Origin of the sequence: Nocardioides sp. GY 10127, assembly GCF_004919085.1 — a bacterium.
GTDB lineage: Bacteria > Actinomycetota > Actinomycetes > Propionibacteriales > Nocardioidaceae > Nocardioides.
Genome location: NZ_STGL01000002.1, coordinates 171,363 through 194,956, shown reverse-complemented (window position 1 = coordinate 194,956; position 23,594 = coordinate 171,363). Strand labels below are relative to the sequence as shown.

Below are 23,594 nucleotides of genomic sequence, written 5' to 3'. Positions count from 1 at the left end.
GCCGTGGCTGACGAGCGCGAGATCCTGACCTACGAGCTGTTCGGGACGGCGGTGCGCGAGATCGCGCAGTCCGTCGCCGACTCCGGCTACGAGCCCGACATGGTGCTCTCCATCGCCCGCGGCGGGCTGGGCCTCGGCATGGGCCTGGGCTACGCCCTCGGCGTGAAGAACCTCTCGACCGTCAACGTCGAGTTCTACACGGGCGTCGACCAGCGCCTCGAGGTGCCGATGATGCTCCCGCCCACCCCGGACGCGGTGGACCTTTCGGGCATGAAGGTGCTCATCACGGACGACGTGGCGGACACCGGCAAGACCCTCCAGACGGTCCTGGAGTTCTGCGAGGGCCACGTCGCCGAGGCCCGCTCCGCCGTCGTGTACGAGAAGCCGTGGACCGTGGTCCGCCCCGACTACGTCTGGCGGCACACCGACAAGTGGATCGACTTCCCGTGGTCGAGCCAGCCGGTGGTCACGCCGAACCGCTGACACGCGCCCCCCCCCCCGGAGACACCGACACCCCGCCCCCGACACCGGCCGGGCGTCCCGGTCTAGGGTGACCGGCGTGATCGAGAAGGTCGCGGTGACGCGCTACGTCACCCCGCTGCGGGAGGGCGGCAGCCTCCCGGGGGTCGTGGAGGCCGACGACCTCGGCACCTACGTCTGCAAGTTCCGCGGCGCCGGCCAGGGCCTGAGGGTCCTGGTGGCCGAGGTGGTCGTGGGGGAGCTGGCCCGGCGACTGGGCCTGCGCACCCCGGTCCTCGTGGAGCTCGACCTCGACTCCGAGATCGCCCGCTACGAGGCGGACGAGGAGGTCCAGGACCTCATCAACGCCTCCGTCGGGTCCAACCTGGGCATCGACTTCCTCCCGGGCGCGTTCGGGTTCGACGGCACCTCCGCGGTCTCGACGCAGGAGGCGGCCCGCGTCCTGTGGCTCGACGCGCTCTGCGCCAACGTCGACCGCTCGTGGCGCAACCCCAACCTGCTGGTGTGGAACGGCGACCTGTGGGTTATCGACCACGGCGCCAGCCTCTACTTCCACCACGCGTGGGCGGGAGGGGTCACCGACCCGACCCGGTTCGCCACGCAGGCCTGGGACGCCTCCGACCACGTCCTGCTGCCCGCGGTCCAGGGGCACGCGGACGTGCTCGCGGACGTCGACCGCGACCTGGGCGGCCGCGTGGACGAGCGGCTGCTCACCGACGTCCTGGCGCAGGTGCCCGACGCGTGGCTCGAGCCGGTCCCCGGCACCGAGACCCCCGCGGACCTGCGGGCCGCCTACGTCCGCTTCCTGCTCGCCAGGCTGGGCAGCCGCCAGTGGCTCCCGGACGTGGCCGGCGACGGTGGGACGGGTGCCGGCAGGACGGGCCGGCCGTGAGCGACCGGGTCTCCTACCAGTACGCGGTCCTGCGCTGCGTCCCCCGGCCCGAGCGCGAGGAGTTCTGCAACGTCGGCGTCGTCCTCTACTGCCACGCCACGGACTACCTCGGCGTGGCGCACCGCGTGGACGAGCAGCGCCTGCGGGCGTTCGCGCCGGAGCTGGACCTGGCCCACGTCCACGCGGGCCTGGCCTTCGTCGACGCCGTGTGCGCCGGGACTCCCATGGGTGGCTCCGCCGCCCAGCGCCCCACCAGCCAGCGCTTCGGCTTCCTCAAGGCGCCCCGCAGCACCGTGCTCCAGCCGGGGCCGGTGCACGGTGGGGTCTGCGCGGACCCGGAGCAGGCGCTGGCCGGGCTCCTCGCGGCCTACGTGGGCTGAGCCGCCGGCTCAGACGGGGACGAGCTCGACCGCGCCGACCGCGTAGCGCGCCAGGACGGTGCGGGCGACCTCCGGGTGCGCCCCCAGCGGGTCCGCGACGGCCACGGCGCCCGCCTCGAGGGCGAGCTCGGCGGCGCGGTCCGCGTGCGGGCCGGGGGTCAGGAACAGCGAGGCCACGGCGATGTGTCGACGGCCCTCGGCCCGGAAGGCCCGGACGGCCTCGCCCGCGGCCGGCGGGGCGGCCTGGGCGTAGGCGGCGGTGACGGGCAGCTTGTGGTGGGCCCCCCACACGCGCGCCAGCCGCGCGACGGCCTGGTTCGAGATCGCGTCGGTGGAGCCGACCGCGGCGAGCACGAGGGCGTCGAGCTCGCGGACGCGGGCGGCCCGCAGGGCCTCGCGGAGCCGGACGTCGAGGACCTGGAGGAAGCAGGCCTCGAGGCCCAGGACGGGCGTGGCCTGCACGCGCAGGCCCGGGTGCCGCTCGCGCAGGGTGGCGACGGCGTCCTCGATGGTGGCGGTGGTCTCGGGGGACTCGGCCAGCAGCAGGGGCACGAGCACGACCTCCTCGTGGCCGGCGCGCACGAGGGCGTCGGAGACGGAGGCCAGGGACCCGCGGCGGCGCGCGGGGGCGTCGACGAAGGCCTGCTCGATGCGGAGGTCGCCGCGGACGGCGCGGACCTCGTCCACGATGGCGGTGACGGTGGCGTGCGCGCGAGGGTCGGTGCTGCCGGATGCCAGGGCGACCAGGGCGGGTGCTGCCATGGGTGCTCTCTCCTCGGTGGTGCGGGTGGTGCCGGGTGGTGGAAGTCGTTCGTCGGTGGCGCGGTGCGGTCGCGGCGGAGCGGGTCGGAGGCCGGGCCTCAGACGTGGATGCCGCACTCCGTCTTGCCGGTGCCGGCCCAGCGCCCGCTGCGCGGGTCCTCGCCGGGGGCGACGCGGCGCGTGCAGGGCGCGCAGCCGATGGACGGGTAGTTGTCGTAGACCAGCGGGTTGACCAGGACGCCGTTCTCGGCGATGTAGCGGTCGACCTGCTCGTCGCTCCAGCGGGCGAGGGGCGAGACCTTGACCTTGCCCTTCTTGGCGTCCCAGCCGATGACGGGCGCGATGACCCGGTGGTGGGTCTCGGCGCGGCGCAGGCCGGTGGCCCACGCGTCGTAGCCGGCCAACGACTGCTGGAGCGGCTGCACCTTGCGCAGGAAGCAGCAGCGGTCGGGGTCGCGCTGCCACAGGTCCTTGCCCTCGGCGGCGTCCTGCTCCGCGACGGTCTGGGTCGGCGTGATGGTGATGAGGTTGACGTCCATCGTCGCCTCGACCGCGTCGCGGGTGCCGATCGTCTCGATGAAGTGGTAGCCGGTGTCGAGGAAGACCACGTCGATGCCGGGCACGACCTTGGCGGCGACGTGCGCGAGCACGGCGTCCCCCATGGAGGAGGTCAGGCAGAACCGGTCGCCGAAGGTGGCGGCGGCCCACTCGATGATCGTCTCGGCAGGCGCCAGCTCGAGCTCGGCGCCCCAGTGCTGCACGATCTCGCGCAGCTCCTCGGGGGAGCGGCCCTCGGTCTGCGCACCGCGCGCCTCGGCCGCGGCGACCGTGGTCGCGGCGGTCACGAGGGGCTCCCGGGGCGAGCCACCTGGCCGAGCATCCTCAGCGAGAACGCCCGCAGGCAGGAGCGGCACTCCCACGAGCCGTGGGGCGAGGTGGTGCTGCCGTCCTCCGCGACGACCTCGTGGGGCCAGAGGTCCTCGTCGCCGCAGTAGGGGCAGTGGAAGGGGACGGCGCGCTCGCTCATGAGCCCTGTCCCTCCAGCACCGCCGACCCGTCGAGCTGCCACTCGTCGGCCCGGGCGACCCAGTCGGTGAAGGTCTCGCCCTCGGACCGGTCGCCCAGGAAGTTGGTGACCACGGCGCTGACGTAGTCGTCCAGCCCCTCGCTCGTGACCTTGTGGCCACGCAGCTTGCGGCCGAAGTTGGCCTGGAGGCCGGTCGCGCCGCCGAGGTGGACCTGGAACCCCTCGACCTGCCGGCCCTCGTGGGTCACGAGCTGACCCTTGAGGCCGATCGAGGCGACCTGGGTGCGGGCGCAGGCGTTCGGGCAGCCGTTGACGTTGATCGAGAAGCCCCCGCCCATCTGCTCGGTGGTGAGGTCGGGGAAGCGGCGCTCGAGCTCGGCGATGAGGTCGCGGGTGCGGTTCTTGGTGTCGACGATGGCCAGCTTGCAGAACTCGATGCCGGTGCAGGCCATGGAGCTGCGGCGGAAGACCGACGGACGGGCCGAGAGGCCGATCTCGTCGAGGCGCTCGACGAGGGCCTCGACGCGCTCCGGGTCGGCGCCGAGCAGGACGATCTTCTGGTACGGCGTGAGGCGGGCGCCGTCGAGGCCGAACTCGTCGATGACGTCGGCCAGCTGCACCAGCAGGGTGCCGGAGACGCGGCCGACGACCGGCGCGACGCCGACGTACTTGCGGCCGTCCTGCTGGTCGTGGACGCCGACGTGGTCGCGGTGGCCCACGGGCGACTCCGGGGACTCCAGGCGCACCAGCGGCTCGCCGAGGTACTCGTTCTCGAGGACCTCACGGAACGTGTCCACGCCCCAGTCGGCGACGAGGAACTTCAGCCGGGCGCGCGAGCGCAGGCGGCGGTAGCCGTAGTCACGGAAGATGGAGGCGACGCCGGACCACACGTCCGGGACCTTCTCCAGCGGCACCCACACGCCGAGCTTCTGGGCGAGCATCGGGTTGGTGGACAGGCCGCCGCCGACCCAGACGTCGAAGCCGGGGCCGTGCTCGGGGTGGACCGTGCCGACGAAGGAGACGTCGTTGGTCTCGGGGGAGACGTCGTGGCTGGGGTGCCCGGTGAGCGCGGTCTTGAACTTGCGGGGCAGGTTCGAGAACGCGGGGTCGCCGATGTAGCGACGCTTGATCTCCTCGAGCGCGGACGTGCCGTCGATGATCTCGTCGGCGGCGACGCCGGCCACGGGGGAGCCGAGGAACGGGCGCGGCGAGTCGCCGCAGGCCTCGAGGGTGGAGAGACCGGCGTCCTCCAGGCGCTGCCAGATCGCCGGGACGTCCTCGATGCGGATCCAGTGGTACTGGATGTTCTCGCGGTCGGTGACGTCGGCGGTGTCCCGCGCGAAGTCGACGCCGATGGTGCCCAGTGCCCGCACCGCGTCGGCGGAGAGCAGCTGGCCGTCGGAGCGCACTCGCATCATGAAGAAGCGGTCGTCCAGCTCCTCCTCGGCCATCGAGCCGGTGCGGCCGCCGTCGATGCCGGGCTTGCGCTGCGTGTAGAGCCCCATCCAGCGGAAGCGACCACGCAGGTCGCTGGGGTCGATCGAGTCGAACCCGCGCTTGGAGTAGGTGTAGAGGATGCGGTCCCGGACGTTGAGCGGGTCGTCGTCCTTCTTGGACTGCTCGTTCTTGTTGAGCGGCTCCGTGTAGCCCAGGCCCCACTGGCCCTCGCCACGGCGGGGCCGGGGGATCTCGGTCTGGCGGGCGGCGACGGTCTGGTAGCGCAGGTCGGACATGCGGGGGCTCCTAGCTGAACGGGGCGCGGCAAGAGGCCGCGAGGCGGGGCGGGGTTCAGCGGGCGTGACACATGGCGCTGCGCGTGCGACCGAGGTCCACGTGGCGGCGGACCACCAGGTGCACGTGGGTGTCGGCGAGGCTCACGTCAAGCAGTCTCAGTCCTCGGGACCGTCATCTCCAAATGCGGATCTCGTATGACGAGACCAATGTCCGGAATGTGAGATGTGAGCGGGGCGTCCCGCGTGCGGAGACCGCTCCGTGCCTTGTCCGTCACACCTGCGCAACGTCTGTCGCCCGCACGCGCGGATGTCGGCACCCGCCGCTGTGCCTTATACGCTGGCGCCCATGACCGACGTCTCCGGCCTCACCAGCAGCGCCTACCAGCAGGCTCTGGAGGTCATCGCCTCCGTCGAGCCGCGCATCGCGGACGCCACCCGCGCCGAGCTCGCCGACCAGCGTGCCTCCCTCAAGCTCATCGCCAGCGAGAACTACGCCTCGCCGGCCGTGCTCATGACCATGGGCACCTGGCTGAGCGACAAGTACGCCGAGGGCACCGTGGGTCACCGGTTCTACGCCGGTTGCCAGAACGTGGACACCGTCGAGTCCATCGCCGCGGAGCACGCCCGTGAGCTGTTCGGCGCGGAGTACGCCTACGTCCAGCCGCACTCCGGCATCGACGCCAACCTCGTCGCCTTCTGGTCGATCCTCGCGCACCGCGTCGAGGGCCCGTGGCTGGAGAAGGCCGAGAAGCGCAACGTCAACGACCTCACCGAGGCCGACTGGGAGGCCCTGCGGCGCGAGCTGGGCAACCAGCGCCTGCTCGGCATGAGCCTGGACGCCGGCGGCCACCTCACCCACGGCTTCCGCCCGAACATCTCCGGCAAGATGTTCCACCAGAACCAGTACGGCACCGACCCGGTGACGGGCCTGCTCGACTACGACGCCGTGGCCGCGAAGGTCAAGGAGTTCAAGCCGCTCGTCCTGGTGGCCGGCTACTCCGCCTACCCGCGCCGCGTGAACTTCGCCAAGATGCGCGAGATCGCCGACTCGGTGGGCGCCACCCTCATGGTCGACATGGCCCACTTCGCCGGCCTGGTGGCCGGCAAGGTCTTCACCGGCGACGAGAACCCGGTCCCGCACGCCCACATCGTCACCACGACGACCCACAAGTCGCTGCGCGGCCCGCGCGGCGGCATGGTGCTGGCCACGGAGGAGTACGCCCCCAGCGTCGACCGCGGCTGCCCGATGGTCCTCGGTGGCCCGCTCTCGCACGTGATGGCCGCGAAGGCCGTCGCGTTCGCCGAGGCGCGCAAGCCCGAGTTCCAGACCTACGCCCAGGCCGTGGCCGACAACGCCCAGTCCCTCGCCGCCGGCCTGATGAAGCGCGGCACGAAGCTCGTCACCGACGGCACGGACAACCACATCGTGCTGCTCGACGTCTCCTCCTACGGCCTGACCGGCCGGCAGGCCGAGTCCGCGCTGCTCGAGGCCGGCGTCGTCACCAACCGCAACTCGGTGCCCGCCGACCCCAACGGTGCCTGGTACACCTCCGGCGTCCGCATCGGCACCCCGGCGCTCACCACCCGCGGCTTCGGGCACGACGAGTTCGACACCGTCGCCGAGCTCATCACCACGGTGCTGAGCAACACCCAGCCCGGCACGACCAAGGCCGGCGGCCCGTCCAAGGCCTCCTACGTCCTGGCCGAGGGCGTGGCGGACAAGGTCAAGGCCGCCTCCGCCGAGATGCTCGAGCGCAACCCGCTCTACCCGGGTCTCGACCTGGCCTGAGCGCCACCGTCGCCCCCCACGGGGCGTCACCTGAAGCACCCCGACGCCCGGGGCCGGCTCAGCCGGCCTCGGGCGTCGTGCGCTTCACCACCGCGGCGAGGTCGCCGCCGTCCAGGCACCCGAACACCCCGTCGAACCCGGGGGAGAGGCGGGAGCCGCAGAACAGGTCGGCGACCTCGGGCGGGGCGAACCGCACCAGCAGCGAGCCCTGCAGCACGAGCGCCATCCTGGAGGCGAGCCTCCGCGCCTGACGCTCCAGCTGCCCCGGGTCGCCCAGGAGCTGGCCGAGCAGCGCGAGCGTCTCCTGCACCGCTCGGTCGAGGCGGTGGTCCCCGCCGCTGGCCAGGCCCACCTCGGTGATCCAGGCGTCCAGGACGCCGGCCTCCCGGCTCAGGGCGCGCAGCACGTCGAGCGCGTTGACGTTGCCGGACCCCTCCCAGATGGAGTTGAGCGGCGACTCGCGGAACAGCAGCGGCAGCCCGGACTCCTCCACGTAGCCGTTGCCACCGAGGCACTCCATGGCCTCGGCGACCGTCGCGGGCGTCCGCTTGCAGACCCAGAACTTCGCCAGCGGCAGCGCGATCCGGCGCAGCGCCGCCTCGTGCGGGTCGTCGCGGCGGTCGACGGCGGCGGCCAGCCGCATCCCGAGCGCCGTGGCGGCCTCCACCTCGACGGCCAGGTCCGCGACCACGTTCTGCATGAGCGGCTTGTCGGCCAGCGTCCCGCCGAACGCCTCGCGGTGGGCGACGTGCCAGGACGCCTCGGCGACCGCGCGCCGCATCGTGGTGGTCGACCCGAGCACGCAGTCCAGCCGCGTGGCCGCGACCATCTCGATGATCGTGCGGACCCCGCGCCCCTCCTCCCCGAGGCGGTGCGCGAGCGTGCCGTCCATCTCGAGCTCCGAGGAGGCGTTGGAGCGGTTGCCGAGCTTGTCCTTGAGCCGGACGACGTCCAGGACGTTGCGGCTGCCGTCCTCGAGGACCCGCGGGAGCACGAAGCAGGTCAGCCCGCCGGGGGCCTGGGCGAGCACGAGGAAGACGTCGTTCATCGGTGCCGAGGTGAACCACTTGTGCCCGTGGAGGCTGTACGTGCCCTCCTCCCCGGTGGGCCGAGCCTGCGTCACGTTGGTGCGGACGTCCGAGCCACCCTGCTTCTCCGTCATGCCCATCCCGGCCAGGAGCCCGGCCTTCGTCGACGGCGCCCGCAGCCCGAAGTCGTAGGTGGTCGACGCGAGGCCGGACTCGAAGCGTGCCGCCAGCGCCGGGTCCGCGCGGAGCGCCGGGACGGCCGCGTAGGTCATCGTGAGGGGGCAGGCGTGCCCGGGCTCGGCGCCGAACCAGGCGAGGACGCCGGCGGCCCGCCGGACGTGGGCGTGGGGCTGCGTGGCGGGGTCGGCCGCCCAGGCGGTCGCGCCCAGCCCGTGCGCCGTGGCGCGGCTCATGAGGTGGTGCCAGGACGGGTGGTACTCCACCTCGTCCACCCGCTCCCCGTAGCGGTCGTAGGGCCGCAGCACCGGGGTGTGCGTGTTGGCCAGCACCCCGTGCTCACGGATCTCGGCGCTGCCGGCCTCCGCGCCGAGGTCCAGCAGGGAGTCGAGGGTCGCTGCGTCGGCGTGACGCAGGACCGCGTCGGTGAGGGCTGCGTCGCCGGTGACCGTGTGGTGCCCGACCAGGGGCGGGACCTGGTTCGTGGTCCGGCGGAGGGCGGCGCGGGTGGGGCGGGACGTGTCCTGCGTCATGGGCCCCACCGTAGGTCGGCTGGGCGGGGGAGGCTACTGGCGGGTCACCTCGGCGGAGCGGCGGCGCGAGTCGAACACGTGTTCGATCATGTGGGACGATGGCGCGGTGGCGGGCGGCATGAACAAGCGCGGCAGCGGGGTTCCGCTGCGGGACCGGGCGCGGCCACCGACGTCCTTCCCCGGGCCGGAGGTGCGTGGCCACGGGCTGCCGCCCCTCGTCGACGCCTGCCCCGCGCGGCACTGCTGGGTCGGTGACGCGATCGACGCCGACGGCGTGAAGCGGCCGGGCCTGCTGCTGGAGTGGCGGCGCGGCGGGGACGGCTGGGAGGGGCTCGTCGTCTACGCGGCCCGCGTGCGGGGGGAGCGGTGGGGGCTCGTTCAGGAGTGGCTGCCGTCGACCTCGCTCACTCCCCGGTGAGCCGCGCCCGCGAGCGGACGTGCGGCCGCCGGCGTCCGGCTCCCCGCGTCGCCGCGGGGAGCCGGGTGGTCACGAGGCTGGACGGACCACGAGCCGGCTGGGCCCTCGCCTGCCCTCGACGCTCCTCCGGGCGACCGGGCCAGCTGCCCGGGCGCCCACCTCGACGGCGGGCCTCTTCCTTCTCGTGGCTCAGTGTGGGGCCGCGTCCGGTGACCGACAGGTAGCTGTCCGGCTGGTGGTAGCGCGTGGGACGCGAGGCCGGTGAGGGCCGGGTAAAAAGGGTTCCGCCCCCGACCTGAGCCTTGGTCGGGGGCGGATGGTTGGCAGGCGGTACATCCCTGATCCGGCCTCTCGCGCCGGTGCACCTGTCACTGCCGTCCACTCTCGTCACACCTGTTACCCGGCTTCCGCAGCCCGAACCCTGGAGCGGCCGGAAATCTCGACCGGTCCAGACCGGTCCGTGTCGACAGGGTGCTCGCTGTAGCAGAGATTTCACACATGTTGGGGATGTGGAGGATCCGATGTGTACCCGCGTGTCACGAGACGACCGTACTGTGGGGGGTATGAGCGACGACGAGTTCGAGACCTTCGAGAAGAAGACCATCAACACGGCCATCGGCCTTGACCTGGACCCCCAGCTCACCTGGGGCGAGCTGATCTGGTTCGTCGACCAGGGGCGCAAGACGGGCGTGCGCCCGGACAGCCCCGTGGGCATGCGCTTCGCCCCGCACGACGGCAACCTCGAGTCCCTGTTCGTGTACATCGACCCCAGCGACATCGACTGACACCACCCCGCCTCGGGCCGGCACGCCGTCGCCCGCACCAGGCCCCACGACAGCCCCGCACCCCCCAGTGCGGGGCTGTCGTGCTGTCCGGCGGGCCCGGGCGCCGACACGTGTCGGTGGCGTGAAGGCGTGCGGGACGTTGGTCCTCCAGCCCCTGCCACGCGGCCCCGTCGCCCCAGCCAGGCGGCCCGTGTCCGGAGGTCCCGCGCGCGGGACGCTGGAGGGAGCCGACGAGGTCCACGTCGGTCGGGTGCGCCCGGGAGGAGGAGCCATGGCGATCTCAGCGTCGCGCGGTGACCTGCCTGGTCCCGGACGTCCCGGGGCCCGCACCACGGGGGAGGGCGACATCGGCGTCGACCACCTCGTGGTCGGGCTCTCGGGCTCGCCCGCCAGCCGCCGCGCGCTCGCCTGGGCACTCGGCCAGGTCGAGCGGCGCGGCCACGGTGGCCCCGGCGGCTGGGTCGAGCCCGTGACGGTGTGGCCGCTGGCGGGCGGAGTCGTGGTCCACCAGGTGCCCGGTCACTTCTGCGTGGCTCGGGACGAGGCCGCCCGTGCGCAGGCCGAGGCCCTCGCTGCCGTGGGACCGGCCGACGGCCGGCACCTGCGGATCACCCCGCGCCTGGAGAACGGGACGGTGGCCGACGTCCTGGCCGACGCCTCCGCCGGCGCCGGCCTGCTCGTCCTCGGGGTGGGGCACCCTCTCGTCGACGGGGCCGTGGCCCGGCGGACGCTCACCGACGCTGTCCTGCGGCGCTGGGCCGACCGGTGGGGGACCCCGCAGGGCTGTCCGCTCGTGCTCGTCGACCCCGGGGGCCGCGCCCGGCTCCTCGAGAGCATCGGGGTCTGATCGTCCGCCGGGACGTGAGGTGCCCCCGCTCCGGGGACCATGGGCCCGCTGGCACCTGACGATGCGCACCTGAGAGTGGTGCCGACCCGGGCATAGCGTCGGGAGCATGGAGGCGACACGGGTCGCGACGCCGAGGGTCTACCTGCTGCACCGTCACCGGCTGCTGCGGGAGGGTCTGCGGGCGCTGCTGGAGCACGAGGCCGGCGTCCACGTCATCGGGGAGACCGGCAGCGTGCGCACCGCCGTGCACCGCGTGCCCGCCCTCCGGCCGGACGTGGTCCTGATGGACGCGGCGAACGGTCGGCACGAGCGGGTCGAGGCGTGCCGGGAGGTGCGGACCCAGTCACCGGGGACCGGCGTGCTGGTGCTCGGCGACGACCGCGAGGAGGCCGGCGTCATCGACCTCATCCACGCGGGGGCCAGCGGGTTCCTGCTCACCGACTCCGGCCGCGACGACCTGGCCACCGCGGTGCGTCGCGTCGCGGCGGGCCAGTCGGTGCTCGACCCGGCCGTCACCGGGCGGGTGCTCGAGCACGTCCGCCACGCCTCCACCGAGGACCCGGAGGTCGGCACGTTCACCGCGGGGGAGAAGCGCATCCTCCTCCTGCTGGCGGACGGCCTGACGAACCGGCAGATCGCCCACGCGACGCAGCTGTCGGAGAAGACGGTGAAGAACTACGTCTCCGACATCCTCGGCAAGCTCCAGGTCTCGAGCCGGACGCAGGCGGCGGTCTTCGCGACCCTGCACCGGACGAGCCTGACAGCCCCCCTCGCCCGGGTCTGAGGTACGACGGCCTCGGGCCCAGGTCCCCTGCTGCGGACCACCGCCGCGGGAGAAGCCTGGCGGCATGGAGGCACGAGCAGGATGGGGACGCGCGGCCCAGGACCGTGCGGGGCTGACGACGGACGAGCAGGCGGGACGAGAGGTCGACGTCGTGCTCTCGGACGGGCGGCGCGCGGTTGTGCGCCCCGCGGTCGCGGCCGACGCCGCGGCCCTGGACGACCTGCACGAGCGGGTGGGCGAGGACGCTCTGCGCAGGCGGTTCTTCTCGCCGTCTCGGCACGCGGCGCACGTCTACGTGGCCCGCGCGCTGGCGGACCCGGCCACGGAGGCGCTGGTGGGGTGCGTGCGGGGGCGCGTCGTCTCCCTCGGGACGTGCGCGCTGCTGCCGGACGGGCGGGCCGAGGTCGCGTTCCTCGTCGACGACGAGCACTGCGGCCTCGGGCTCGGCACGCTGCTGCTGGAGCAGCTCGCCCGGCACGCCCGTGAGCGGGGCGTCGCTCGGCTCGTGGCCGAGGTGCTCGCCGACAACGCGCCGATGCTCCGCGTCCTGGCCGACACGGCGCGGGTGGTCGGTCGCGCCGTCACCGACGGTGTGGTCACCGTCGAGCTGACCACCGAGGCGGGCCCGGCGGCGGAGGTGCGCACGGACGCGCGGGAGTGCCGGGCGGAGGCCTGCTCGCTGCGGGCGCTGCGCCAGCCCGCCTCCGTCGTCCTCGTGGCCGGGCCCGAGGAGTCCCGGGTGGTCGTGCGGCACCTGGAGGCCCTCGCTGCGACCGGGTTCGCCGGCTCTGTGCAGGTCGTCGGGGTGCCGGGCGCCGCTCGGTACCTGCGCGGCGCGGTGGAGGTGCCCTCGTTGATGGAGTCGTCCGGCCGGCCCGACCTGGTCGTCGTCGTGGCCCCGGCGTCCCGCTGCGTCGAGGTGGTGCACGACGCCGGCAAGATCGGCGCGCAGGTGGTCGTGGTGGCCTCCGGGGGCGCCGCCGACCCGGGTCTGCGCCACGGCACGGCGGAGCGACTGGGGGAGGCCGCCCGCGAGGCGGGCGTGCGGCTCGTGGGCCCCGGCTCCCTGGGCGTGGTCGTCGGGGCGGGTGAGCGTCGGGTCGCCGCGCACGCGGGGGCGTCCGTGCCTGGGGCCGGCGGACTGGGCCTGGCCGCCGAGTCCGCGGTCGTCGGCAACCTCGCGCTCGGGCTCGCCGCCCGCGACGGGCTGGGCGTCGCGTCCTTCGTCTCGCTCGGTGCGGCGGTGGACGTGACCGCGGAGGACCTGCTGGCCGCGTGGTCCGACGACCCCGACATCCGGGTCGCCGCGATCCAGCTCGACACCGTGCGGGACCGGCGGCACCTGCTGCGCCTGGCGCGGCGGACGTGCGTGCACACACCACTGCTCGTGCTCCCCGGTTCCTCGCCGGCGGTGCGGCCGCTCCTGCCGTTGCTCGCGCACGCCGGCGCGGTCGTCTGCACGGACGTCGACGAGCTCGTGGAGACGGCCGGCGTGCTGCTGCGGAGCCGGGCGCTGGCGGCCACGCCGACCTGACCTGCGCCGCCCCGCGCGCCCGGCGTCCCGCTTCCCTCCCGGGGAGAGGGGCGCCGGGCGCCGTCGTCTGTGCGCAACCTGAGAGATGAAAGGTGCCTGTTGCAACCATCACAGTGATGTGCCTAACGTGACCCACGAGACTTTGAAACGTTTTAATCCGCGCTCGTGCAGGTCACGAGGAGTCACTGAGGGAGGGCTTGCCATGGCGCGCCTGGGAAGAAGCAGCACCACGGGCTGGGGGGCGACCGTCGCCGTCTCCATGTCCAACTACATCGAGGCCGGCTCGATCATCGCGATCGCCACGAGCCTCTCGGCGTTCCAGGACGCCTTCGGGATCAGCAACCTGGGCGTCGGCCTGCTGGCCGCGCTCAGCTCCAACGCCCTGGGCGGGGCCGTCGGCGCGATCGTCGGGGGTGTCCTGGCCGACCGCTTCGGTCGCAAGGTCATCTACACCTACGACCTGCTCGTCTACATGGTCGGCGTGCTCCTCGCCGCGTTCGCCATGGACTTCACGATGCTCATGCTGGCGTTCGTCATCACCGGCCTGGCCGTGGGTGTCGGCATCCCGACGTCCTGGACCTACATCTCCGAGGAGGCCCCGACCCACGCCCGGGCCCGCCGCGTCGGCACGGCCCAGCTGTTCTGGTCCGTCGGTCCGATGCTCGGCTACGCGCTGGCGGCCGTGCTGTCGCCGCTCGGCCTGCTCGGTGGCCGGATCGTCTTCCTCGTCCTGTTCGTCGTGGCCGGCATCGCCTGGTGGATCAGGCAGGGCCTGCCGGAGTCCGAGGCCTGGGTCGAGTCGCGTGCCGCGGCCGCTGCCGAGGGCGTGGACGCCAGTGGTGCGGGGGAGCAGCCCACGTTCGCGCTCAAGGCGCTGTTCGCCGACCGCCTCAACTACGGACCGCTCGCCTTCCTGTTCGCCGTGTACCTGCTCTGGAACATCGTCGCGGGGCAGGCCGGCATCTTCATGCCGCGGATCTACGAGGCCAGCGGTCTGACGAACGAGACCGAGCAGTTCTGGCTCCAGGTCTTCCTCTGGGGCATGACGGTGGCCGCCACCGGCCTGTTCATGGCGATCGGCGACAAGGTGAACCGCCGCGTGCTCTTCGGGGTCGGTGCGGCGCTCGGCATCGTCGGCTGGATCGTCCTGGTCTACGGCCCCGTGGGCCCCGTCACCCTGGTCGCGTTCGCCGTGCTCTGGGGCGTCTCCAGCGGACTCGGTGCCCAGGCGTTCTACGCCGTGTGGGCCAGCGAGCTGTTCCCGACCAGCTACCGCGCCAGCGCCCAGGGCGTGCTCACCTTCGCCACGCGCGGCCTGCTCTCGCCCGTGAGCTTGCTCTTCCCGACGCTGCTGGCCGTGACCGGCCTGCACGGGGTCGGCACGCTGCTCATCGCGCTCCTGGTGGGCTCGATGGTCATCGGGCTGGTGTTCGCGCCGCACACGCAGGGGCGTTCGCTGGAGGAGATCGAGGCGGAGCGCTACGGGAAGGCTCGCGCCCGGGCGGGGTTGTCGCCCCTGCCGGAGAAGGTCGCCTGAGCGCGTCCACCCGCTGACGAAGAAGGAGGACCGCCGGCCTGTGGCCGGCGGTCCTCCTTCTTCTGCTGGAGCGGACGACGAGGCTCGAACTCGCGACCTCAACCTTGGCAAGGTTGCGCTCTACCAACTGAGCTACGTCCGCAGGTCTCCCGGGCTGCGCCCTGGCGACGACGAGAACCGTAGCGGACGTCGGCCGGACCGCCCAAAACGGGGTCGCACCCCCTCTGATCTGGGCCGATGCCACTCGGTCACCGGTCCGCCGACGGGGGCCGGGGAACGCAAGAACCCCCAGCCGGACCGGCTGGGGGTTCTTTCCTGTGGACGATACTGGGTTTGAACCAGTGACCTCTTCCGTGTCAAGGAAGCGCGCTACCGCTGCGCCAATCGTCCTAGTTGTTGAGTTGTCTACTCTACGAGGTGGGTACGGGATTTGAACCCGTGTACACGGATTTGCAGTCCGTTGCCTCGCCTCTCGGCCAACCCACCATTGGAGGCCTGGCCTGTAAGCGACCTCTCAGAGCGGACGACGAGGCTCGAACTCGCGACCTCAACCTTGGCAAGGTTGCGCTCTACCAACTGAGCTACGTCCGCTTGTCTGCTTCGGGGCGGTGCCCCTTGCGACGTCGAGAACATTAGCCCAGGGCCCAGACCGCGCCAAATCGGGGGTGTCGGGCGCGTGGCGCGGAGGTGTTCCGGCGTGTGTCCGCCCAGGTCAGAGGGGATGCTTGGGCCTCGTCCTAGAGTGCGCGTCATGCGCGCCTGGTTCGACGGACAGCTCCTGACCGACCCCGAGCAGCCGGTCGTCCGGCTCTCCGACCACGGGTTCACCGTGGGGGACGGGGTCTTCGAGGCCGTGAAGGTGGTCGACGGTCGTCCGTTCGCCCTGGGTCTCCACCTCGACCGCCTCGAGCGCAGCGCCGTAGGCCTCGGCCTGGGCACCGTCGACCGGGCCGCCGTGGAGAAGGGTGTCGCCGACGTCCTCGCCGCCGAGCACCTCCCGCTCGGTCGCCTGCGGATCACGGTGACGGACGGTCCTGGCCCGCTGGGCTCGGGTCGCAGCGACGGGCCGCAGTCGGTGGCCGTGGTCGCCGTGCCCATGGCGGCGGGGAAGCCCGAGACGTCCGTGGTGACCGTGCCCTGGACCCGCAACGAGCGCGGCGCCACCGCCGGCCTCAAGACCACGTCCTACGCCGAGAACGTCATTGCGCTCGCGTACGCCCGCGAGCGCGGCGCCACCGAGGCCGTGCTGGCCAACACGGCCGGGCACCTGTGCGAGGGCACCGGGTCCAACGTCTTCTACGTCGTGGACGGCGAGCTGCGGACCCCGTCGCTGGCGAGCGGTTGCCTCGCCGGCGTCACGCGTGCCCTGGTGCTGGAGTGGTGCGGCGGTCGCGAGGTCGACGAGCCGATCGGGGTCGCCGAGGCGGCCGACGAGGTCTTCCTGGTGTCCACCACCCGCGACGTCCAGGCCGTCACGCGGTGGGGCTCCCGGGAGCTCGAGGTCGGGCCGGTCACGCGGGCGGCCGCCGAGACCTGGGCCCGGCGCGAGCCCGAGATGGTCGGCCTCTGACGGGCGTGTGACGGGTCTGGGGGCCCCGATTTTGGTGTGCCCACCCGGGTAGGGCTACAGTCTCGTCCGCACCGAGAGGTGCGGCACGGGCGATTGGCGCAGTGGTAGCGCGCTTCGTTCACACCGAAGAGGTCACTGGTTCGAACCCAGTATCGCCCACCCGTGTTTGCGCAGGTCAGAGCCGCTTTCCCGATCGGGAGGGCGGCTTCTGTGCCATAACTGTGCGATAGCGACTTCGTGCGTAGCACGCCTATCGCACGCGCAATCGCACCCCGTCCGGCTCGACGCCTGAGAGGCTGAGAGCGTGATGCGCGGCGATGGCGTACCGGCGCAGCTCAACGAGCAGACCATCAGGGCTGCCCTCGTGACGTGGGCTGACGTCGTCTATCTGCAGACGAAGCGACTCTGGGACTCCACAGAGCACCTGTTCGCCGCAGCTCGTGACGAGCGCATCCGTGAGCAGCACGTCGAGCAGGGATCGCCTGCGGAGTGGCAGGGCTTCGTCGACGAGGCGAGTCGCGAGCTGACGCCACGGGCTCTGAACACAGCGCACGCAGACAAGTACTTCCTGCTGCTCGCCGTCGCGCAGGTCATCAAGTGCGCGAGTCGACTGCCGGACGACGGCCTGCCGAGCTTCGGCCACGAGAGCACGCTGACGCTGCTGCGCAACATCGAAGAGCACTGGGAAGACCCGACGGGGCGATCGGCAACAGAACTTCGCGAGTCGATTCCCGACATCGCGCCGGGCCGACTCCGCTTCGACGGCAAGCGCGTCTGGATCGAGGACGTCTCGCTCGCCGATGTCGTCGAGTGGGTGTCGAGCGTCGAGCTTCGCGTCCGGGAGAGGGCGAGTCGGCTCGGTCCAGAGCTCCCGCCACGTGACTCGGCGCAGTGGCTCATGGACATGCCTCCGAACCTTCAGCTCCATCTGCTCGCTCGCCTCGCAGACGATGGGTGACGCAGCTGTCGCGCGTACCCGACAAGGCTCACCCGAGCCGATCTGGCGGGTTCCCCAGCTCGTCGGCGTGCCGAGGGACATTGGGCCACCTCGCAGGCTGTGAGAGTGCGGCCTGCGAGGCGCGGCATGGGGTGCTCGTGCGGCGCAGCTCGTCGGCGCGACAAGGGATGACGTCGCAGCCGGGTTGTCGAGCTTCGATCGCGAGCCGTGCTGGACATCGAAGAGGGCACACGGCCGCGTGACGTTGACGCCGCGACGAGCCAGCTCAGGCCAGCGTCGTCTTCACACAGGAGAACGGCCGAAGCACGGCAGGCAGCACCCGCGTCTCTGCTCGCCCGGTGACTTCGTTGCGCGTGAACCCGGCAGCCTCGGACCAGTCGACGAGCACAGCGCCGTCGACGAAGAGCTGCAGCGCATCACGAGCGAGCACCCACGCAGTCCCAGCAGTCGCGGCGACGCTCAGACAGATCGGCGCACCCCACGACAGCTGAGCGGACGCACCCACAGGCAGGCTCACAGCCCCACCCGGCACGGCCTGCGTGACTGCCGACGTGGCGATGAACGTCTTCTCCGTCCCGGCGCTACGAAGCAGGCACAGAGCCTCGTAGTCGGACGGGTGCATCACGACGATCGGATCAGACGACCCGGCGATCTGCGTCTTCGTGATCGACTTCCTGATCGTCTCAGCGATGTCGCTGCTGAACGCCTGCGTCTGCACACCGCTGGTGGCGGCAAGCGTCGAGACGATCAGCGCTTCGATCGCACGATCCACGTCGCCGGTCAGCTCGTCCGCGACCCACACTGGACGAAAGAACGGCGACGACGCTCAGCACAGTGTCGATCCGCTTCAGCGTCGAGCCGCTGACAGGCTTCTCAGCGCCGGACGCGACGACAGCAGCAGCGTCGCCGCGTGTCGCCTGCTGCATTTAGGACACGCTCGGCGGCTCGGTCACCTGCTTCGAGTCGATCACGGACAGCAGCCCGTTCGCCGGGCGGTCGAGCGGGATCGGCTCAGGGATCGTCAGCCCGGCTGGGGCGACGGCGGACCCGCTGGGGGCGATCGCCTTCTGGCCGACAGGGAGCAGCTGATCGGCAAGCTGCCGGGCCGCGCTCTTCGCGGAGAAGCGCCCCAGCTGGGCCGGGTCGGCAAGCTGGTCACCGCCGAGGGCTTTGCCGAGCGCACGACGCAGCTGCTCGTCTTCGGCGATGTCGTCGAGCTGGACACGCAGCTGCGCGGCGGCGTCGATGTGCTGCTGCGCGCTCTTCCGTTCCGTGGCCGTGAGGGGACGACCGGCGCGCTTGCCGGTGTCGATGATCTGCTGTGCGGCGGTGAGCTCGGCGCTACGCCGCTCTTCGAGCGTGAGAGGCATGAGGATGCAGCTCCTGTCGCGCGCGGTGGGCGCGCAGAGTCGGGATCGGAGCAGAGGCGGTTCTGCGAGCTGGCTCAGCGAGCGGACTCGTCAGCGTGGCCGCTGGTGACTCAGTTCCTCGTCGCTCAGTTCGTCGGCCTTCCCCCAGGGGCGGGGTCGTCGGCCTTCACGTCGCCGCAACTTCACGTCGTCGACGCAGCCCACGCTACGCCGATCGGACGTCACGCACGAGGCTGACTGAGCTCGAAGAGCTCGCCCCACTGTGCGAGCCACGCCGTGCGCTGCTCGGCACGGCGAGCACGGCGACGGGCGAACTCGGCGACGCGGCGGCAGTGCTCGCTGCAGTACGTGCGAGGACGACCCGTGCGGGCTGGCACGGGAAGCGGGCCGCGACACGTCGGGCACGTCATGGGTCCAGTGTCGCCGCTACGTGGGAGGCTGCGCGCCGTGAACGCATCTGATGTCGTCGTCAGCACGATCGCGGTGCTCGCCCTGATCGTGTCGGTGCTCGCGTGGGTGCAAGCCCGCCGATCTGCCGATGCCGCCGAGCAGGCGGCAGACGCTGCCTCACGGTCGGCGCACGCTGACGAGCAGATGACACGGGTCGAGGCAGCGCGTCATCGTGAAGAGCGCCGCCCGCAGTGGAGCGCCGGGCTTGCGAGGCGTCGGAACGGCGAGACAGGGCCGCGTCGGCTCGTCGTCGAGCTCGTCGCCCCAGAGACGGTCGAGCACGTCACGATCCGTTCCCTCGACGACAGGCTCACGTTCGTCGACAGTCAGGAAGCCTCGCCGAACGGTGGAGACACGGCCGAAGTCGGCACGGTGCGGCGCGGCATCGACGTCGAGCTGCGCGTACATACGCCGCAGCCGCCGAGCGGTGGCGTCGCGAAGATTGAGCTGACGACGAACCACGACGGCGATCAGTGGTCCGACATCTGCGACGTCAAGCTGCCGCCGCCCCCGCCGATGGTCTACATGTAGGCGGTTTCCCAACCGGATCGACACGCATGATCGGCGCGCGGGAGCGCAGCGCTACCGGCGCGGTGTCCCTCGCGTCGGTCTTCGTGATGCGAGGCCCCTACCCGTCGTCGGCTCGCCGGGTGAGCTCGACGAGCGCTTCGGTGAGCCGCTGCATCGCTTCGGCTTCAGAGCGGGTTTCGACGGAGGGGGCTGCTGAACGATCAGGGGCCCCCTCAAGGCGCTGGCCGACCGCTGCCCGGAGAGGTCGCCGGTCCCGTAAGGTGTCGGCTTCCTCCAGCCCCGCAGAGCGACGCTTCAAGGCAGACCTGACGGAAAGAGTGGGGGAACATCTCGGGAAAGAACACCATGCCTCACACCACTGCGCCTCCGGCGCCAGCCCCAGTTCGCCACTCGGCCGCGTGCCGCCGACTTGCGGCAGCCGCCCTAGGCGGCGCCCTAGCCCTCACAGCCCTGACCGGGGCTGGCTCCGCCGCCGCAGCAGAGACCACGCCGGCCGCCGCCGACCTGACCACCTCCCCGGAGACCGCCATGCGCGGCTGCGCCGACAACAAGATCACCGTCGAAGGCGTCGCCCGCCGCCGCGGCGGGACCAAGCTCAAGAAGCACCGAGTCCTGATGATGCTCCACAAGGACGGCACGGTCCTCGGCGGATTCCGCTCGAACAAGAAGGGCTTCTACTCCGGCAGCTTCTGCCGTACCAAGACCCTCAAGACGTACGCCGCGGGGCACAACGGGCACCTCAACATCGACATCCTCGCCCGCAAGGGCGACGGGACCACCTACGTCCGCACCATCACCACGCCGGTCGGAAGGGCAGCGACGACGGTCGGGGGAAAGTTCGTGCCTGTGCGGACGTACGCCAGCGCCAGCCGCACCGCCGGCCGCGGCGTCGCCACCGGCGACCCCATCGGGCACTCGTCCCTTGTCAACCCCGGCGTCATGTTCGTCCAGGCCGTGCCGCACATGACCGCGCAGTACTACTTCGGCGCCAAGTCGAAAGCGACCCTCGAAGCCACTGTCGGCGCCCCCGGCGACACGGTATCCATCGCGGGTGAGGTCTCCCTCAGCGGGGAGACCGGATTCGGAAGTCTCAGGGAGCTCAACCCGACCGCGAAAAAGCGGGACCGAGCGGTCACCGTTCACCCACAGATCGAAGTCACCAACACCTACACCTGCCCGTCCTACAACCCCTACGCCGGCGGATTCGGCGTTGGCTGCCTCCCGGAGTCCTCCGGAGACTGGACTGGCGAGGTCACCACAAAGGCGGCCACGTTCAAGGGCTGCTTCGCCGACAGCGACGGAGGCTGGTACTTCGGCAACCGCAGCCAGCGGGAGTTCATCACCACCGACGGCGTCGAGTACAACAACGCGGTCTCCGCCGGCGCCGGCGGAAGCAGCCTGAAGGTCTCGGTCACCTACGGCTCCGACACATACGTCAAGCTCGTCCTCGACAAGACCAAGAAGCGGCACCGCTACTGCATCGGTGGAAACGCTGACCTGGTCAAGAACAGTTCTGCGCTCTACCTGAACCTGCGCGACAAGACCACCGGCAGCGGATGCCGCTCCGACGGCGGCACCGACGTCGTCACCTGCCGAAAGGACTGAACGTGCCCAACCCCGCGTCGACGCGCCCGGGCGGTCGTCAAGCCCCCGAGTCCCGAAGCGCCCGGCCGGCCGGTCAGGCCGCGGCGAGGAGAGTTCCCGCCCTCCTCGCCGCGGCACTCGCTGCCGTCCTGCTCGTCGCCTGTGACAGCGGCAGCACGGAGCCTGCGCCCACGACAGGTCCGGCGACGAGTCAGGAACTGACCGCGTGGCAGCGGAAGTTCGAGGGAACCAGCTGCGCGCAGTTCACCGAACCTGCCGGCGACGAACACCAGGGAGGGCCGCTGCAGGACGCGGGCAGCCGCGTCCTCGGCGTCGGAATGCGCACCCAACCGGGAGACCCCCTGCAGCAGGTAGCGGTCATCCCGGTCACCAACCAGGGCGCCGAACCAGTCGCGGTCCTCTCCGTCGAGTTCGTCACCGAGAAGGGCGCGTCCCCGCTGACCGTGGCCGGCGTCCGCCTGGCACCGGCCGACATACGGAAGGCCATTACTCGTCCCACGTCGAGGTTCGACCGTTGGCCCGACGCCTCCGACTACTGCCTGCCGGGGACCGACGGCGGAACGGGCACTGACCTCACGCCGACTTCCGACCCGGCCCGCGTCATCCTCGCGTTCCGGATCGGGCCGGCCCCTGACGAGGAGGTCAACGGGGCGAAGGAGAGCAAGAACAACGCCATCAACCTCCACTACGCCACCAGCGACGGGGGACGTTACGTCGCGGTTTACCCCTACCAGTTCTACTGGGACAACTAAGCAGCTGTGCTGCTGGAGGGTGTCGAACCAGTGCAGAGTCGCGGCGAGGCAGCTCTGGGTGCCGTACTGCCATCACGCTGCCACCTCAACTGCTGGCGGCGTTCTGCGCGCTGCAGCGCCTGCGCCTCCCTGCGTGGTGGAACACCCTGTCGCGACCACGCACGCCATCACCAGGACAGTCGCTCCACGCCTCACTCGCACGTCGCTTGGATGCCGCGTTCCCCGCAGAAGTTGTCGTTCGTCGAGACGGTCTGGACTGCGGCTGGTGGCAGCGGCTGACGGCGCGTTGCGTGCCGTGGCGCCGAGCGGCCACAGTGGTGGCTCCTGCCGCCCAATCGCCGGACTCCGCCGGCAGGTGCCGCGCCGGGGACCCGAGCGGGCGGACGAGTCGAGGAGCGGCATGGAGAAGGTCGACTTCAAGAGGACGCTCGCCCGGTACCGCGCGCGCCGTGGGGAGTTCGAGCGCATCGATGTGCCGCCCACGCGGTACCTCATGGTCGACGGGCACGGGGACCCGAACGTCGAGCCCGCGTACGTCCAGGCGCTGGAGACGCTGTACCCGGTGGCCTACGCGCTCAAGCTCGCCAGCAGGAAGGACCTGGGTCGCGACTACGTCGTCCCACCGCTCGAAGGTCTGTGGTGGGCGGACGACCTGGCGGCCTTCACCACGGCGCGCGACAAGACCCGGTGGGACTGGACGCTGATGCTGATGGTGCCGGACTGGGTGCCCGGCACCCTCGTCGACGACGCTGTCCAGGCGGTCGGCGCGAAGAAGCGGGCGCCCCGCCTCGGCGACCTGCGGTGCGCGTCGCTGGCCGAGGGGGAGTGCCTCCAGACTCTGCACGTCGGCCCGTACGACGACGAGGCCGAGGTGCTGGCCCGGCTGCACGACGACGTCATCCCCGGCCGCGGCCTGCGGCCGGTGGGCAAGCACCACGAGGTGTATCTCGGCGACCCGCGCCGGGCGGCCCCCGAGCGGCTGCGGACGATCCTGCGCCAGCCGGTGCGGCCTGTTGCAGAGCCGTGAGCGCGTCGGGGGCGAGAGATCAGGTGGCCATCCGGAGCACGTCGTCGGTGAGCCGTCGTGCGTGGGCGGCGTCCACGTCGAGGCCGAAGACGATCCGGTAGTAGAGCGGCGAGACCACGTGGTCGAGCACCTGCTCGACCGTGGGCACCGGCTCGCCCCGACCGGCAGCGGCGGCCAGCAGCCGTCCGGCCTGCTCGGCCCGGAGATCGGTGACGGGGCAGCTGTCGGCCAGGCCGTCCCGGGCGCCCACCATCGCGCGGAGGTACCGGCTGCGGGCGGGTCGGCTGATGTCACGCCGGATCGTCTCGGCCCAGGTCGCGAGGTCCTCGGAGAGCGAGCCGCCGTCCGGCAGGTTCTCGCCGTCGCGGGTGAGCGCAGCGACGGTGACCTCCTCGAGCAGGGCGTCGACGTCCGACCAGCGGCGGTACAGGGTCGTCGGGTTGACGCCCGCACGCTCGGCGACGACCGGGAACGTGATCCGCTCGGCCCCCTCGGCGAGCAGCTCGCCGACAGCCGCGTGCACGGCCTCCCGCACGCGGCTGCTGCGTCCCCCGGGTCGCGACCCGGTCGTCTGGTCGGTCATGGAACCCAGGTTACTGCAAAGAAGTTTGCGTTAGTGGCGCTC

The 23,594-nt window shown here is 71.9% G+C and carries 24 protein-coding genes and 5 tRNA genes; 17 read left to right on the top strand and 12 right to left on the bottom strand.

Annotated elements, in window-relative coordinates; genetic code table 11:
• Window positions 1-3: 3 nt before the first annotated feature.
• The 3 genes from E8D37_RS02700 (at window position 4) to E8D37_RS02690 (ending at window position 1,752) form a co-directional block, all read left to right on the top strand.
• Window positions 4-483: a phosphoribosyltransferase family protein gene (locus E8D37_RS02700; protein WP_136568229.1), complete on the top strand. Its 480-nt coding sequence runs from the start codon at window positions 4-6 to the stop codon at window positions 481-483.
• Window positions 484-559: 76 nt separating this feature from the next.
• Window positions 560-1,372: a HipA family kinase gene (locus E8D37_RS02695; RefSeq protein WP_136568228.1), complete on the top strand. Its 813-nt coding sequence runs from the start codon at window positions 560-562 to the stop codon at window positions 1,370-1,372.
• The gene (locus tag E8D37_RS02690) at window positions 1,369-1,752 is read left to right on the top strand and encodes a DUF3037 domain-containing protein (RefSeq protein ID WP_136568227.1); all 384 of its coding nucleotides are present in this window, start codon (window positions 1,369-1,371) and stop codon (window positions 1,750-1,752) included. Before E8D37_RS02695 ends, E8D37_RS02690 begins: the two co-directional genes overlap by 4 nt.
• Before the next feature lie 9 nt (window positions 1,753-1,761).
• Here E8D37_RS02690 and E8D37_RS02685 read toward each other — a convergent pair whose 3' ends face one another.
• The 4 genes from E8D37_RS02685 to E8D37_RS02670 form a co-directional block, all read right to left on the bottom strand.
• The gene (locus E8D37_RS02685; protein ID WP_136568226.1) at window positions 1,762-2,514 is read right to left on the bottom strand and encodes a CbiX/SirB N-terminal domain-containing protein; all 753 of its coding nucleotides are present in this window, start codon (window positions 2,512-2,514) and stop codon (window positions 1,762-1,764) included.
• A 98-nt stretch (window positions 2,515-2,612) separates the two neighbouring features.
• Window positions 2,613-3,359 (bottom strand): phosphoadenylyl-sulfate reductase, encoded by a 747-nt coding sequence (locus E8D37_RS02680; RefSeq protein WP_136568225.1) that lies wholly within the window; start codon window positions 3,357-3,359, stop codon window positions 2,613-2,615.
• Window positions 3,356-3,541 (bottom strand): hypothetical protein, encoded by a 186-nt coding sequence (locus E8D37_RS02675; RefSeq protein WP_136568224.1) that lies wholly within the window; start codon window positions 3,539-3,541, stop codon window positions 3,356-3,358. The genes E8D37_RS02680 and E8D37_RS02675 overlap by 4 nt, the downstream gene beginning before the upstream one ends.
• A complete protein-coding gene (locus tag E8D37_RS02670; protein ID WP_136568223.1) occupies window positions 3,538-5,274 on the bottom strand; it encodes a nitrite/sulfite reductase in 1,737 nt (578 codons plus the stop codon). Before E8D37_RS02670 ends, E8D37_RS02675 begins: the two co-directional genes overlap by 4 nt.
• A 307-nt stretch (window positions 5,275-5,581) precedes the next feature.
• Here E8D37_RS02670 and E8D37_RS02665 point away from each other — a divergent pair, with 307 nt between their 5' ends.
• A complete protein-coding gene (locus tag E8D37_RS02665) occupies window positions 5,582-7,063 on the top strand; it encodes a glycine hydroxymethyltransferase (protein WP_136568222.1) in 1,482 nt (493 codons plus the stop codon).
• Between the two features lie 58 nt (window positions 7,064-7,121).
• Here the strand turns inward: E8D37_RS02665 and E8D37_RS02660 are convergent, their stop codons facing one another.
• Window positions 7,122-8,801 (bottom strand): acyl-CoA dehydrogenase family protein, encoded by a 1,680-nt coding sequence (locus E8D37_RS02660; RefSeq protein ID WP_136568221.1) that lies wholly within the window; start codon window positions 8,799-8,801, stop codon window positions 7,122-7,124.
• On the opposite strand from E8D37_RS02660, the gene E8D37_RS02655 reads away from it, so the two are divergent.
• The 6 genes from E8D37_RS02655 (at window position 8,800) to E8D37_RS02630 (ending at window position 14,706) form a co-directional block, all read left to right on the top strand.
• The gene (locus E8D37_RS02655) at window positions 8,800-9,219 is read left to right on the top strand and encodes a hypothetical protein (RefSeq protein ID WP_136568220.1); all 420 of its coding nucleotides are present in this window, start codon (window positions 8,800-8,802) and stop codon (window positions 9,217-9,219) included. The two genes, E8D37_RS02660 and E8D37_RS02655, sit on opposite strands and share 2 nt — an antisense overlap.
• 563 nt (window positions 9,220-9,782) lie before the next feature.
• Window positions 9,783-10,004 (top strand): hypothetical protein, encoded by a 222-nt coding sequence (locus E8D37_RS02650; RefSeq protein WP_136568219.1) that lies wholly within the window; start codon window positions 9,783-9,785, stop codon window positions 10,002-10,004.
• 271 nt (window positions 10,005-10,275) lie between these two features.
• Complete coding sequence (locus E8D37_RS02645; RefSeq protein WP_136568218.1) at window positions 10,276-10,851, top strand: hypothetical protein; 576 nt, start codon at window positions 10,276-10,278, stop codon at window positions 10,849-10,851.
• A 106-nt stretch (window positions 10,852-10,957) separates the two neighbouring features.
• Entirely contained in the window at window positions 10,958-11,635 is a 678-nt protein-coding gene (locus tag E8D37_RS02640; RefSeq protein ID WP_136568217.1) for a response regulator transcription factor, read from the top strand.
• A gap of 64 nt (window positions 11,636-11,699) precedes the next feature.
• Window positions 11,700-13,169, top strand: coding sequence for a GNAT family N-acetyltransferase (locus tag E8D37_RS02635; RefSeq protein ID WP_136568216.1), 1,470 nt, complete (start codon window positions 11,700-11,702; stop codon window positions 13,167-13,169).
• Window positions 13,170-13,371: 202 nt separating this feature from the next.
• Window positions 13,372-14,706: an MFS transporter gene (locus tag E8D37_RS02630; RefSeq protein WP_136568215.1), complete on the top strand. Its 1,335-nt coding sequence runs from the start codon at window positions 13,372-13,374 to the stop codon at window positions 14,704-14,706.
• Between the two features lie 66 nt (window positions 14,707-14,772).
• Here E8D37_RS02630 and E8D37_RS02625 read toward each other — a convergent pair.
• The 4 genes from E8D37_RS02625 to E8D37_RS02610 all read right to left on the bottom strand — a co-directional run bounded on the left by E8D37_RS02625 (window position 14,773) and on the right by E8D37_RS02610 (window position 15,297).
• Window positions 14,773-14,848 (bottom strand) — tRNA-Gly (locus E8D37_RS02625).
• 176 nt (window positions 14,849-15,024) lie between these two features.
• Window positions 15,025-15,096 (bottom strand) — tRNA-Val (locus E8D37_RS02620).
• Between the two features lie 25 nt (window positions 15,097-15,121).
• Window positions 15,122-15,192, bottom strand: a tRNA-Cys gene (locus tag E8D37_RS02615).
• Between the two features lie 32 nt (window positions 15,193-15,224).
• Window positions 15,225-15,297, bottom strand: a tRNA-Gly gene (locus tag E8D37_RS02610).
• A gap of 160 nt (window positions 15,298-15,457) precedes the next feature.
• Here E8D37_RS02610 and E8D37_RS02605 point away from each other — a divergent pair.
• The 3 genes from E8D37_RS02605 to E8D37_RS02595 all read left to right on the top strand — a co-directional run bounded on the left by E8D37_RS02605 (window position 15,458) and on the right by E8D37_RS02595 (window position 17,234).
• A complete protein-coding gene (locus E8D37_RS02605) occupies window positions 15,458-16,276 on the top strand; it encodes an aminotransferase class IV (RefSeq protein WP_136568214.1) in 819 nt (272 codons plus the stop codon).
• An 87-nt stretch (window positions 16,277-16,363) separates the two neighbouring features.
• Window positions 16,364-16,435 (top strand) — tRNA-Val (locus E8D37_RS02600).
• A 145-nt stretch (window positions 16,436-16,580) separates the two neighbouring features.
• Window positions 16,581-17,234: a hypothetical protein gene (locus E8D37_RS02595; protein WP_136568213.1), complete on the top strand. Its 654-nt coding sequence runs from the start codon at window positions 16,581-16,583 to the stop codon at window positions 17,232-17,234.
• Window positions 17,235-17,499: 265 nt separating this feature from the next.
• On the opposite strand, the gene E8D37_RS02590 is transcribed toward E8D37_RS02595, so the two are convergent.
• Together E8D37_RS02590 and E8D37_RS02585 are read right to left on the bottom strand one after the other, a co-directional pair.
• Window positions 17,500-18,036 (bottom strand): hypothetical protein, encoded by a 537-nt coding sequence (locus tag E8D37_RS02590; protein ID WP_136568212.1) that lies wholly within the window; start codon window positions 18,034-18,036, stop codon window positions 17,500-17,502.
• Between the two features lie 124 nt (window positions 18,037-18,160).
• Window positions 18,161-18,604 (bottom strand): hypothetical protein, encoded by a 444-nt coding sequence (locus E8D37_RS02585; RefSeq protein ID WP_136568211.1) that lies wholly within the window; start codon window positions 18,602-18,604, stop codon window positions 18,161-18,163.
• Between the two features lie 447 nt (window positions 18,605-19,051).
• Here E8D37_RS02585 and E8D37_RS02580 point away from each other — a divergent pair, with 447 nt between their 5' ends.
• From E8D37_RS02580 to E8D37_RS02565, 4 genes are all read left to right on the top strand, one after another.
• Window positions 19,052-19,585, top strand: a complete 534-nt coding sequence (locus tag E8D37_RS02580; RefSeq protein ID WP_136568210.1) for a hypothetical protein — start codon at window positions 19,052-19,054, stop codon at window positions 19,583-19,585.
• Between the two features lie 528 nt (window positions 19,586-20,113).
• Complete coding sequence (locus E8D37_RS02575; protein WP_136568209.1) at window positions 20,114-21,190, top strand: hypothetical protein; 1,077 nt, start codon at window positions 20,114-20,116, stop codon at window positions 21,188-21,190.
• Window positions 21,191-21,192: 2 nt separating this feature from the next.
• Window positions 21,193-21,942 carry a hypothetical protein gene (locus E8D37_RS02570; protein WP_136568208.1) on the top strand — a complete coding sequence of 250 codons (750 nt, stop codon included), beginning with the start codon at window positions 21,193-21,195 and terminating at the stop codon, window positions 21,940-21,942.
• 400 nt (window positions 21,943-22,342) lie between these two features.
• Window positions 22,343-22,969: a GyrI-like domain-containing protein gene (locus E8D37_RS02565; RefSeq protein WP_136568207.1), complete on the top strand. Its 627-nt coding sequence runs from the start codon at window positions 22,343-22,345 to the stop codon at window positions 22,967-22,969.
• A 19-nt stretch (window positions 22,970-22,988) separates the two neighbouring features.
• Here E8D37_RS02565 and E8D37_RS02560 read toward each other — a convergent pair whose 3' ends face one another.
• Complete coding sequence (locus tag E8D37_RS02560) at window positions 22,989-23,552, bottom strand: TetR/AcrR family transcriptional regulator (RefSeq protein WP_136568206.1); 564 nt, start codon at window positions 23,550-23,552, stop codon at window positions 22,989-22,991.
• Between the last annotated feature and the right edge of the window lie 42 nt (window positions 23,553-23,594).

Coding starts and splice junctions, on each gene's coding strand:
- E8D37_RS02575 (WP_136568209.1), top strand. CDS start 20,114: ATGCGCGGCTGCGCCGACAACAAGATCACCGTCGAAGGCGTCGCCCGC.
- E8D37_RS02665 (WP_136568222.1), top strand. CDS start 5,582: ATGTCGGCACCCGCCGCTGTGCCTTATACGCTGGCGCCCATGACCGAC.
- E8D37_RS02560 (WP_136568206.1), bottom strand. CDS start 23,552: ATGACCGACCAGACGACCGGGTCGCGACCCGGGGGACGCAGCAGCCGC.
- E8D37_RS02660 (WP_136568221.1), bottom strand. CDS start 8,801: ATGACGCAGGACACGTCCCGCCCCACCCGCGCCGCCCTCCGCCGGACC.
- E8D37_RS02565 (WP_136568207.1), top strand. CDS start 22,343: ATGGAGAAGGTCGACTTCAAGAGGACGCTCGCCCGGTACCGCGCGCGC.
- E8D37_RS02585 (WP_136568211.1), bottom strand. CDS start 18,604: ATGCCTCTCACGCTCGAAGAGCGGCGTAGCGCCGAGCTCACCGCCGCA.
- E8D37_RS02650 (WP_136568219.1), top strand. CDS start 9,783: ATGAGCGACGACGAGTTCGAGACCTTCGAGAAGAAGACCATCAACACG.
- E8D37_RS02685 (WP_136568226.1), bottom strand. CDS start 2,514: ATGGCAGCACCCGCCCTGGTCGCCCTGGCATCCGGCAGCACCGACCCT.
- E8D37_RS02675 (WP_136568224.1), bottom strand. CDS start 3,541: ATGAGCGAGCGCGCCGTCCCCTTCCACTGCCCCTACTGCGGCGACGAG.
- E8D37_RS02645 (WP_136568218.1), top strand. CDS start 10,276: ATGGCGATCTCAGCGTCGCGCGGTGACCTGCCTGGTCCCGGACGTCCC.
- E8D37_RS02605 (WP_136568214.1), top strand. CDS start 15,458: ATGCGCGCCTGGTTCGACGGACAGCTCCTGACCGACCCCGAGCAGCCG.
- E8D37_RS02635 (WP_136568216.1), top strand. CDS start 11,700: ATGGAGGCACGAGCAGGATGGGGACGCGCGGCCCAGGACCGTGCGGGG.
- E8D37_RS02655 (WP_136568220.1), top strand. CDS start 8,800: ATGGGCCCCACCGTAGGTCGGCTGGGCGGGGGAGGCTACTGGCGGGTC.
- E8D37_RS02630 (WP_136568215.1), top strand. CDS start 13,372: ATGGCGCGCCTGGGAAGAAGCAGCACCACGGGCTGGGGGGCGACCGTC.
- E8D37_RS02640 (WP_136568217.1), top strand. CDS start 10,958: ATGGAGGCGACACGGGTCGCGACGCCGAGGGTCTACCTGCTGCACCGT.
- E8D37_RS02670 (WP_136568223.1), bottom strand. CDS start 5,274: ATGTCCGACCTGCGCTACCAGACCGTCGCCGCCCGCCAGACCGAGATC.